General features: G+C 39.1%; 8 protein-coding genes. 4 read left to right on the forward strand and 4 right to left on the reverse strand.

Annotated features, from left to right (window positions below; genetic code table 11):
* The first annotated feature begins 294 nt into the window (after positions 1–294).
* Together BLR37_RS21300 and BLR37_RS21305 are read left to right on the forward strand one after the other, a co-directional pair.
* Entirely contained in the window at positions 295–1521 is a 1227-nt protein-coding gene (locus BLR37_RS21300; RefSeq protein WP_090772180.1) for a M57 family metalloprotease, read from the forward strand.
* Positions 1522–1815, forward strand: a complete 294-nt coding sequence (locus tag BLR37_RS21305) for a hypothetical protein (protein ID WP_244154726.1) — start codon at positions 1522–1524, stop codon at positions 1813–1815. It begins immediately after the preceding gene.
* 64 nt (positions 1816–1879) lie between these two features.
* On the opposite strand, the gene BLR37_RS21310 is transcribed toward BLR37_RS21305, so the two are convergent.
* The 3 genes from BLR37_RS21310 to BLR37_RS21320 form a co-directional block, all read right to left on the reverse strand.
* Positions 1880–2269, reverse strand: a complete 390-nt coding sequence (locus BLR37_RS21310; RefSeq protein ID WP_090772182.1) for a c-type cytochrome — start codon at positions 2267–2269, stop codon at positions 1880–1882.
* A gap of 323 nt (positions 2270–2592) precedes the next feature.
* On the reverse strand, positions 2593–3774 hold the full coding sequence (locus BLR37_RS21315) for an AIR synthase related protein (protein WP_090772184.1): 1182 nt from the start codon (positions 3772–3774) through the stop codon (positions 2593–2595).
* 519 nt (positions 3775–4293) lie between these two features.
* Positions 4294–6468 carry a glutamine synthetase III family protein gene (locus BLR37_RS21320; protein ID WP_090772186.1) on the reverse strand — a complete coding sequence of 725 codons (2175 nt, stop codon included), beginning with the start codon at positions 6466–6468 and terminating at the stop codon, positions 4294–4296.
* A 202-nt stretch (positions 6469–6670) separates the two neighbouring features.
* Here BLR37_RS21320 and BLR37_RS21325 point away from each other — a divergent pair, with 202 nt between their 5' ends.
* Complete coding sequence (locus BLR37_RS21325) at positions 6671–7516, forward strand: energy transducer TonB (protein WP_090772188.1); 846 nt, start codon at positions 6671–6673, stop codon at positions 7514–7516.
* A gap of 18 nt (positions 7517–7534) precedes the next feature.
* Positions 7535–7885 (forward strand): FEKKY domain-containing protein, encoded by a 351-nt coding sequence (locus BLR37_RS21330; RefSeq protein WP_090772190.1) that lies wholly within the window; start codon positions 7535–7537, stop codon positions 7883–7885.
* A gap of 502 nt (positions 7886–8387) precedes the next feature.
* Here the strand turns inward: BLR37_RS21330 and purL are convergent.
* On the reverse strand, positions 8388–12050 hold the full coding sequence (gene purL / locus BLR37_RS21335; protein ID WP_090772192.1) for a phosphoribosylformylglycinamidine synthase: 3663 nt from the start codon (positions 12048–12050) through the stop codon (positions 8388–8390).
* Between the last annotated feature and the right edge of the window lie 115 nt (positions 12051–12165).

The following is a 12165-nucleotide window of genomic DNA, read 5'->3' on the forward strand; positions in this document are numbered from 1 at the left end:
ATGGGAATTTTATTTTTTGTAAGTGTTAAATGGGTGTTGGTGTAATAAACTAACTACTTGATGTAATAAAATGGCAGTTAACATAGATGTTGAGAACTTTGGCGCTGAAAAACAATACATTACCTATATGAAAACGCTCTCTCTTTGGAAAATAAACTTCTTCCTCGATTAGAAAATTAACTTTAGCTACTCAGCCCCTCCTGATTTCTAATTCAACTTCATCCCATTTATGCGCTTTTATGATGTGTGTAATGTTATTAATTAACATACTTTAAACATTTAAAAACATTTAACATGAAAAAAATTTTTTGTATTGTCCTTCTACTAACGATGATTTTTAGTGCCTGTAAAAAAGATCAAACAATTCTTGATAATAAATCTCAAATAGCGGAAGATATTATTCAAAAACTTAAAACGGCAGGTTTTGATACTACTGAAGGGTTAAGTAAATATAAAAATGGTTTTTTGGTAGAAGGCGATATTTTCATGACTATAGAAGATATAAATAAACTTAGCGAAAGGTCAAAAATCAATATCCCAATATCTTTAAGTCTCAAAAATTTAAAAACTCAAAGTAAAGACCCTATAAGTCATTACAGAACCAATGATCTGATAAGTTTAAACTCAAGCCGTAGAACAATAAACATATTTATGAGTTCTGCTCTAGGTACTTATATGCAAGATTGTTTGGATGCAGCAATTTCGAGGTATAATAGTTTAGATTTCGGTTTGGTGTTTAATAGGACTTCGAGTAGTTCCAGTGCTGATATTATTATTTCAACAACGTATATAAGCCCAGTAACAAATCCAAATGATGCATATCTGATGGCTGCAGGATTTCCAACTTCAGGTAATCCATATAATGAAATTACCGTTAATACATATTACTATAATAGTTCTTATAATAGGCTCGATGCAACCAGTACTTTGGTTCATGAGATTGGTCATACTGTTGGTCTGCGACATACAGATTACATGAATCGTGCATTTAGTTGTGGAGCAGTAAAACCTGGAAATAATGAAGGAGCTGGAACTATCGGTGCAAATCATATTGGTGGAACTCCAACTGGTCCAGAATATGGCTCAGTGATGTTGGCATGTGCTGATGGAAGTGATCGCTCGTTTACACTTGCTGATATTTTGTCTTTGAAAGCACTTTATCCTTATAGGAAAAATATTTATATTAAAGAGATTCATGAACTGATCTATGATGATTCATATAATTGGGGAGCTAGTGATTATGATAAAAGATCTTACGATATAACTTTAGAATTTTATCAGGATGCATCGGGAACAATCCCTTACGTAACATCGAATTACTTTATGTTAACGGTATTTAGTTTTGTTGGTGGTGTAGATTCTAAAGTTAATTTGCTTATTGATAATGGAGTGTCTTCTTATCATTTAGGTGAATATACTGTAGATAGGGCATGGGAATTTGGAAATCAAGTATATGATAATACCAGTGGTTTTCAAGTTGCTTACTCGCCCTTTTCTTATTATGATCGAGTAATCTGGTAGTTGATATTTTATAGGAGCAGTTCGAAACAAACGCATAACCATGCAACAATTAAAGCATGGGCAGAGGAGCACGGTGGTGTGCCGGCAATCGTTGCTGATACAGCCAAAAGTAACAATGGAGGAATATTACGGATACATTTTCCCAAACACAGCGATCATTCATCCGATTTGAAAGAGATAGACTGGGATACCTTTTTTAAAACTTTTGATGAAGAAAAACTTGATTTTTTATATCAGGAAAAAAAAGCAGATGGAGAAGAAAGTACCTTCCATAAATTTGTAGCCAGAGATTAAAAATACGAAAGCCTGATCAAAGGATCAGGCTTCTTGCTTTTCGTAATTTTTTAACGGAAGCTTCTTACTTAGCCGGCTCTGTTTTACCATTGTGGCAGGTTACACAGGCAATTTGGGTAATGGTTTTGCCTTCTGCTAAAGCCTTGTGGAAATATTTTTTGTTGATCTTAGCTGTCATGCGCATCATATCGCGTGCAATTTCCTTCTCTGGTTTTTCATCACTGGCGAAATCCATTTTGCGTGGGTTATCTTTCATAGAGGCATGACAATGGCTGCAGCGTACACCTAAGGCGAGCTTAAAATCGTCCATTACCTTATCCAATTCTTCTTTACTGATATTTTTAGGCAATACCTTTAAGTTTTTTGCCTTTGGCTCGGCTTTTGGCATAAAGGCACTCAGGCTTATGGTAAGGCAAGCCAGTAAGCCCAATACGATGGTCTTTTTATAGTTCATGTTTTGTTAATTGGTATAACTAAGATAATCCCTTTTTATGATACGAATATGACTTTTATAGATTGTAATGGATTTATTGCAATATTGAAGGTTGGCGATCGTCATTCCCGCGCAGGTGCGAATCTTAATGCTTAGATTGGTTTAGATAGCGTCTCTTATTGATTTTATAGCGCTTTAGGATCCCCATCCGATAGCTATCGGATCAAGTTGGGGATGACGGGATAAATCTATGGAAATGAAATCTTGCAAGCTGAGGATGAGATCGTAAAAAAAAAGCCCTAAACGATGTGTTTAGGGCTATGGCTGATGGAATAATTTAAAGTTTAATTGTAAACAAATGTTCCTTTTTCGCTTGTTATAGTTACTTGTTTTTGATCGCCTTTTTCTACATGGCCAATAATTTTGGCGTCGATATTAAAGCTTTTAGAAATTTCGATGATGCTGGCAGCAATTTCCTGCGGTACATACAGCTCCATACGGTGCCCCATATTAAACACTTTGTACATTTCTTTCCAATCGGTACCCGACTCTTCCTGGATCAGTTTAAACAATGGCGGAACCGGAAATAAATCGTTTTTAATTACATGGATATCGTCGTTAACAAAGTGTAATACCTTGGTTTGCGCACCGCCACTGCAATGTACAATGCCATTAATCTGGCCGCTGTGTTTCTCCAGAATTTGTTTAATTACCGGGGCATAGGTACGGGTAGGAGAGAGTACCAGTTTACCTACGGTTATTTTACCATGACCTTCGATGTCGATTTCGTCCGTTAATTTTTTACCGCCTGAGAAAACCAGATCAAAAGGCACTGCCGGATCGAAGCTTTCAGGGTAGGCATTGGCAACTGATTTATCAAACACATCATGACGGGCAGAAGTTAATCCGTTTGAGCCCATGCCGCCATTATATTCGGTTTCGTATGTAGCTTGTCCGGATGAAGCCAGTGCTACAATTACATCGCCAGGCTTAATGTTGTCGTTACTGATGATCTCTTCGCGCTTTAAGCGGCAGGTAACGGTAGAATCGACAATAATGGTACGTACCAAATCGCCCACATCGGCTGTTTCGCCACCGGTTGAGTAAATGGTAATGCCTTGCTCACGCAAATCGGCCAGGATTTCTTCTGTACCGTTAATTACAGCAGCAATTACTTCGCCCGGAATGAGGTTTTTATTGCGGCCAATGGTCGATGACAGGAGGATGTTATCGGTAGCACCTACGCAGATCAGATCATCAATATTCATGATAATGGCATCTTGTGCAATACCTTTCCAAACCGAAATATCGCCGGTTTCTTTCCAGTACACATAGGCCAATGATGATTTGGTGCCTGCGCCATCGGCATGCATAATATTGCAATAGGTTTCATCTCCACCTAAAATATCCGGGATGATTTTGCAAAATGCTTTTGGGAAAATTCCTTTATCGATGTTTTTGATGGCATTGTGCACATCTTCTTTTGAGGCAGAAACGCCGCGTTGATTGTACCTGTTATCACTCATGTTGCGCAAAGATAGCTTTTTAAGGTAAAAGGTGGAAGGCACATCTAAGTTTTTTACCACAAAGCACTAAGGAATAATAAGCAGTTTACAGTTTTCAGTTGGCAATTTTCAGTTTGCTGTTTCAACTTAATAACCAAAATTCCATAACCAATGATCAATATTACAATTTAGGTGTTTGTCATAAGAAATAGATAAGTAGATTTCTCCATTCAGCTGCGCTCCAGTCGAAATGACGATTGGGACAGTTTGCATTACTAATGAACCAATGACCAATGAACGAATGACTAGTTTGCAGTACCAGGAGATTTTTACCACCTAAGACACCTGAGAACACCTAAGTTTTACCACAAAGGCACTTGCGTATGCTGCCTATTGCCTGTTAACCGATTTGTACAATTAACCGATTAACCAGTTGTCATTACTAATGAACTAATGACCAATGAACTATTAATAAACGAAAAGAAAAGGGCGTAAAGTTTAAACCTTACGCCCTATACCTTAAACCTTACGGCTTAAAATCTATTTCATGAATAACAATTCTCTGAATTTTGGTAACGGCCAAACGCTGTCGTCAACAATTTGCTCTAGTTTATCAGCGTGGTAGCGGATGGTGTCGAAGTAAGATTTAACTTTCTCATCGTAAGCAATCGCTTTTTCGCGGGTATCTTCCAATTTGTTGGTCGTTTTACGTTCTTCTAACATCGCATCGATATTGGTTTTAACGATATCTAAGTGCTCAGAAACTTTTTTAACAATTTCTAAAGAAGATTTGCTATCCACACCAAGTTCTTTTAATCCTTTAACGTTTTCGATTAATGAATTTTGGTAAGCAATTACAGCAGGGATAATGGCAGTGTTAGCAACTTCGCCCATTACACGTGCTTCGATCTGTAATTTTTTGTAGAAGTTTTCTAACATGATTTCATGACGGGCATGAATTTCACGTGCACTGTAAATACCTGTTGTTGCAAATAACTCAGCCGATTTTTCAGTTAAGTAAGCATCTAAAGCTTTAGGTGTGGTTTTGATGTTTGATAAACCGCGTGCTGCAGCTTCATCTTCCCACTCCTGGCTGTAACCATTACCTTCGAAACGGATGGCTTTAGATTCTTTGATGTATTTTTTGATTACAGTTAATAAAGCGATGTCTTTTTTGTCACCTTTCTTAATTAACTTATCAACTTCACCTTTAAATTTAACCAATTGCTCAGCCATAATCGCGTTTAAGATCGTCATTGGAGCAGAAGAGTTTGCAGACGAACCTACAGCTCTTAACTCAAATTTGTTACCTGTAAAAGCGAAAGGAGAAGTACGGTTACGGTCGGTGTTATCTAATAAAATCTGAGGGATTTTAGGGATACCTAACCAAAGTGCATTATCTTCTTTAATTTTTTTGCTGATACGTGAGTGCTCGATCTCATCTAATACATCGTTCAATTGTGAACCTAAGAAGATAGAGATAATTGCAGGTGGCGCTTCGTTAGCACCTAAACGGTGATCGTTGCTTACCGATGCAATACTTGCACGTAATAAATCTGCATGCTCGCTAACAGCTTTAATGGTATTAACAAAGAAAGCAAGGAACATTAAGTTATTTTTTGGCGTTTTACCTGGAGCCAATAAGTTTTTACCAGTATCGGTAATTAACGACCAGTTGTTGTGTTTACCTGATCCGTTGATACCTGCGTATGGTTTTTCGTGTAATAAAACACGGAAGTGGTGACGACGGGCAACTTTTTCCATCAAATCCATCAACAATTGGTTGTGGTCGATAGCTAAGTTGATTTCTTCATAAATTGGCGCACACTCAAATTGAGATGGTGCAACCTCATTGTGACGGGTTTTTAAAGGAATACCTAATTTTAAAGCTTCGTTTTCGAAATCTACCATGTAAGTGAATACACGCTCAGGAATAGAACCGAAATAGTGATCTTCTAATTGCTGACCTTTAGCAGACATGTGTCCGAATAATGCACGACCAGTTAACAATAAATCCGGACGGGCGTTAAATAACGACTCATCAACAAGGAAATATTCTTGCTCAATACCTAAAGAAGCATTTACTTTAGTGATGCTTTTATCAAAATACTGGCAAACATCAACAGCAGCTTTATCTAATGCAGCTAATGCTTTTAATAAAGGTGCTTTATAATCTAAAGCTTCGCCAGTGTAAGAAACGAAAACAGTTGGGATACAAAGTGTTTTACCAGCTTTGCTTTCCATAATGAAGGCTGGAGATGAAGGATCCCAGGCAGTATAACCACGCGCTTCGAAAGTATTACGGATACCACCGTTAGGGAAACTCGATGCATCTGGCTCTTGCTGAACTAAAGCACTACCTGCAAATTTTTCGATTGCACCTTCACCGCTAGGCTCAAAAAACGAATCGTGTTTCTCGGCTGTAGTACCGGTTAAAGGCTGGAACCAGTGTGTATAGTGGGTTGCACCAGCAGCCATAGCCCATGATTTCATGGCAGTAGCAATCTGGTTTGCGTCTTCTGCGTTAATTAACTCACCTTGGTTGATAGATGAAATTAATTTCTCATACACGTCTTTAGATAAGAAATCTCTCATTTTTTTCTTATCAAATACATTAGCGCCAAAAAAGTCAGAGATTTTTGCTGAAGGAGATTTAACTTCTGGTGAAATTCTGTTTTGAGCCTCTTTTAATGCGATGGTTCTTAAGCTTTTCATTAATTTGTTATGTTTTTTGTCAAAAATACTATATTTTATTAATTCTCGTAAAAAAATCGTATTTTTTGTATCAATTTTATTGAAAACGAAATAAAAAAATGATTTTCAGGCGTGAAATTTCATTTTTTGTAAAGAAAACAGATTTTTTGAATGTTTTATGGAATCTATGATTTTGTTGCATCATGGTATAAAACTATAAACTATGTTCAACTCATCTATTAACGTATACAAAACCGAGTGGCTCGATCTTGTATTTGCAGACCGCAACAAAAATTATGGCGCTTATGATTTAAGGTCTAAATCATCGTCGATTATGACCCGGGCGCTTTTCATAGCCGGAGGCTTGTTTTTACTGCTGGCCTTTTCGCCTTTAATTTATGCGAAAATCTTTCCGAAGGAAATTGTTGCAGAAACACCTCCAACGGTAGTGGTAGTGGATAATGTGATTCATCAAATGAAAAAAGAGGAACCTAAGCCAGAGAAGAAACCAGAGCCTGCAAAGGCCGATCCGGTGAAAGTTAAAACCATAGCGCTCCCTTCTAAAATAGTAGTAGTAGATAAAGTTGATATCCCTGAGCCACCAAGCTTAAAAGAAATAGAAAAAGCAGTAATTAGTAATGTTACGCAAGATGGTGTTGAAAAGCCTAATGCAGTAATTACTCCAGATAGCAAAGGTACGGGTGATGGTACTGGTGTTGCCAAAGATGGTGCTGGTACTGGTGAGGATAAGGAAATACATTTGGGCGCTGATGAATATCCTGAATTTGCCGGTGGCGCCAAAGCATGGTCTAAATATATGGAGCGTAATTTAAGGTATCCTTCGAGGGCACAGGATGAAGGTGCATCGGGCAAGGTGTATGTGAGTTTTGTAGTAGAAAAAGATGGTTCGATTACTGATGTGTCGGTAATTAAAGGGATTGGTTTTGGTTGCGATGAAGAAGCCATGAAAGTAATTAAAAAATCGCCGCTTTGGAAACCTGGAAAAAATAAAGGTGTACCAGTTCGCGTACGATACAATATGGCCATTAATTTCCAGATGTCTAATTAAGATTTAATTGTCCCTGTCATGAAAAAATACACTTTATTCTTGTTTTTCTTTTGCCTTGTTGCTGTTCAGTTAAATGCTAAATCTGTGTTGAGGGTTGATAGTATCCATGCAAAAAGCATTAAACAGGCCAATGCCGACATTAAAAAAGGTACGCTAAAGTTCATGATTCAGGGCGGTATTGCACCAACGCGTGTTAAAGGTCAGGAAATATTTGAGCAAAAATATGATGTAGCATATTATGATCTGGGCTGTGTAGGGCCTTCTGATATCAGGATTGATGCTTATAATAAGGTAGTAGGTAATTTTATGGATCGCAAATATGGCAAGGGCTGGAGAAAAGAGGTGAGGAAGGATGTAAGGGGGATTTGAGTCTTGAGATGTGAGTATCAAGTATCAAGTATCAAGTATCGAGATTTGAGACGGGAGATGTGAGACTTGAGATATGAGATGGAGAGGGAAGGATAAACTGATTGGTTGTACTTCCATCTTACATTTACCATTTTACACCTTATTATATTAACGCACTTGTTTTTGGAAAACGTAGGGTTGGGTAAATTGAAACGGTTTGGGCAATGCTCAGGCCGTTTTTTATTTCGGATCTTCATTTCCCCCGGAGTCTAGCGGAATGCTGCACATTACATGTGTTTCGTGGTAACACATCTTGCAATTCCCTTTTGCACTATCCGTCATTGCCAGCTTGACTGGCAATCTTAATGCAACAAAAAGGTCAGTAAGCCATGCTTAAGGCTTTATTTAGCTCCGTTTAGTAATCCCCCTCGTTGCACTCCGAAATGACGGTACTGTTTCCAAAGCAAAAAAAATGGATGAAGGTTTTTATACCCTCATCCATTTTACATCTTCCATCAATTAATTACCCGTGGTTTTCGATCCACTTGCGGGCGTTTACAAAAGCTTCCATCCATGGCGAAACTTCGTCTTTTCTGCCAGCCGGATAATTTGCCCAGTGCCATTGGAACAATGAACGTTCAATGTGCGGCATCATTACCAGGTGACGGCCGGTTTCATCGCACAACATTGCGGTGTTGTAATCAGAACCGTTCGGACTGGCTGGATAAGTTTCGTAAGCATATTTAGCTACAATTTTGTATTGATCTTCTGCGTATGGTAACGAGAATCTACCCTCACCATGCGATACCCAAACACCTAAAGTGCTGCCTGCAAGGCTTGATAACATTACCGAGTTGTTTTCCTGTAAGGTTAATGAGGTGAAAATACTTTCGTGTTTACCACTTTTGTTATGCAACATCTTAGGTTTATCGGCGTGGTCTTTATTAATTAAGCCCAGTTCAACAAACAACTGACAGCCGTTACAAATACCTACAGATAAAGTATCAGGGCGGGCAAAGAATTTTTCTAAAGCAATTCTAGCTTTCTCGTTGTATAAAAATGCACCAGCCCAGCCTTTTGCTGATCCTAAAACATCAGAGTTAGAGAAACCACCTACGGCACCAATAAATTGGATGTCTTCTAAGGTTTCTCTGCCGGTAATTAAATCGGTCATGTGTACATCTTTCACATCAAAACCTGCTAAATACATGGCATTTGCCAGCTCGCGCTCAGAATTACTTCCTTTTTCGCGGATAATGGCTGCTTTTGGTCTAGGTTTGGTTTCGTCTATTACCGGTTTTTTACCATCAAAAGTAAGCGGGAAACTATAATTTAAAACGTGGTTTTTATAATTATCGTAACGCTCTTTGGCTAAACCATTACCGGTTTGTCTGCTATCTAATAAGTATGAAGTTTTGAACCAAACATCGCGCAGGTGATCGATATCGAAACTAAAGCTGTCGGCAGCATTTTTAACTTCAAGCGTAGCCGAAGTGCTTACGGTACCAATTTTGTGGAAAGTAACGCCGTTTTGGGTCAATGTGGCTTCTACAGCGGCATCGGCCTGGAAAACTACGGCAATATTTTCTGCAAAAAGCAATTTAATGCTATCCTGCTCTGCTAAAGCCGATAAATTGATTTGAGCACCTAATCCACGGTCGGCAAAACACATCTCCAACAGGGTAGTAATTAAACCACCGCTACCAATATCGTGTCCGGCCTGGATCTGGCCAGCTTTAATTAATTGTTGTAAGGTGTTAAATGCATTTTTAAACTGATCTGCATTTTTAACATCAGGGGTTTCGGTACCAACCTTGTTTAAAATCTGCGCGAATGATGAACCGCCCAGTTTATAACTATCGTTTGATAGGTTGATGTAATAAATAGCACCACCATCTTTTTGCAATACTGGTTCAACTACTTTGGTAATATCATCGCAGTTGGCACCAGCCGAAATAATTACGGTACCAGGTGCAATCACATCTCCATTGGCATATTTCTGTTTCATCGATAAAGAATCTTTCCCGGTTGGGATATTGATTCCTAAACCAATTGCGAAATCAGAACAAGCTTTTACGGCTGAATATAATCTGGCGTCTTCGCCTTCATTTTTACAGGCCCACATCCAGTTGGCAGAAAGTGAAACGCTTTTTAAACCATCTTTTAAAGGAGCCCAAACCATGTTTGAAAGTGATTCGGCAATGGCGTTGCGGCTACCTGCAGCCGGATCAATCAGTGCAGAAATAGGCGAGTGACCAACTGAAGTGGCAATACCTTCTTTACCCTGAAAATCTAAAGCCATTACGCCACAGTTGTTTAGCGGCAATTGTAACGGACCTGCACATTGTTGTTTGGCTACACGGCCACCCACACAGCGGTCAACTTTGTTGGTTAACCAATCTTTCGAAGCAACAGCTTCTAATTGAAGCACTTGCTCCAAATAGGTGTTTAATTGGCTGGCATCGTAATTCAGTTCGCTGTATTTACGATCTACGGTGCTATCTTCCATTACAATTTTCGGCGAGCTGCCAAACATGGCTGCAAGTTCTAAATCCATTGGTTTTAAACCGGTGGTAGCCGATTTAAAGGTGAAACGGTGATCGCCGGTAACCTTACCTACGGTATACATTGGTGAACGCTCGCGGTCGGCAATTTTTTGTAAGGTTTCGATATGCTCGTTACCAATTACCAATCCCATTCTTTCCTGCGATTCGTTACCGATAATTTCTTTTGCCGAAAGGGTGGGGTCGCCTACCGGAAGTTTATCGAGGTTAATTAAACCACCAGTTTCTTCAACCAGTTCTGATAAACAGTTTAAGTGACCACCTGCTCCGTGATCGTGGATAGAGATAATCGGATTATGATCGCTCTCCACCAAACCGCGAACAGCATTAGCAGCACGTTTCTGCATTTCAGGGTTCGATCTTTGGATGGCATTTAATTCAATGCCACTTCCGTGCTGACCGGTATCAGCAGATGAAACTGCTGCACCACCCATTCCGATTCTATAATTTTCGCCACCCAGGATTACGATATTATCGCCCTCTTGTGGTTTAAGTTTTTGTGCCTGGCTGGCCTTACCATAACCAATACCACCGGCAAGCATAATTACTTTATCAAAACCAAGGGTACGGTTATCTTCTTCGTGTTCGAAAGTTAAAACCGAACCTGTAATTAGCGGCTGACCGAATTTATTTCCGAAATCGGTAGCACCGTTCGATGCTTTGATCAGGATATCCATTGGCGTTTGGTATAACCATTGTCTCTCTTCAACACCTTGTTCCCATGGGCGGTTATCTTCTAGGCGAGAAAGAGCAGTCATGTAAACTGCTGTTCCGGCTAAAGGCAAAGAACCCTGTCCACCAGCTAAACGGTCTCTGATTTCACCACCAGAACCCGTTGCAGCACCATTAAAAGGCTCTACAGTAGTTGGGAAATTGTGTGTTTCTGCTTTTAAAGAGATTACTGAATCGAAATCGCTTAAGGTGTAAAAATCAGGCTGATCGGCACGTTTAGGTGCAAACTGCTGTACTTTAGGACCTTTAATAAAAGCAACGTTATCTTTATAGGCCGAAACAATATCGTTCGGGTTTTCTTCAGAAGTTTTACGGATGAGCTTAAATAAAGAGGTAGGTTGCTCTACACCATCAATCACAAATTTTCCGTTAAAGATTTTGTGGCGGCAGTGTTCTGAGTTTACCTGCGAGAAACCGAAAACTTCCGAATCGGTTAGCGGTCTTTCTAATTTTTGTGCTAAAGAATTTAAATAATCTACTTCTTCATCACTTAAAGAAAGTCCTTCCTGTTTATTGTACGCTGCAATATCAGTAATTTCTAAAATTGGCTCAGGCTTAATGTTAATGGTGTAAACCTCTTGGTCAATCTTGTCGTATTTTTGAGCAAGCATCGGGTCGTAATCTGAAAAGGCTTCGTCAACCTGTTTAAATTCTTCGATCCTGATAATGCCCTGCATGTCCATGTTCTGGGTAATTTCTACCGCGTTGGTACTCCATGGAGTAATCATAGCTGCCCGTGGTCCAACGAAAAAGCCCTTCAGAGCTGTTTCTTGCGAGATTTTGGCGCCGCCAAATAACCATTCGAGTTTAGTAATATCAGTTGTAGAAAGCGCTTTGTCTGTTTGTAAAACAAAAACCGCCTGCGATTGACTAAGGAAGAAATGAATCATGCTTTTTTTTTGAAGTCGCAAATTTAGCGTTTTTAATTAAGAATAGCTGTCTTTTGGTAGATTGAATGAGAGAATTTTGAACGATTTTAAAATAATGACCGAATGATTGAATTTT

It is taken from the genome of Pedobacter soli (genome assembly GCF_900101435.1).
Classification (GTDB): domain Bacteria; phylum Bacteroidota; class Bacteroidia; order Sphingobacteriales; family Sphingobacteriaceae; genus Pedobacter; species Pedobacter soli.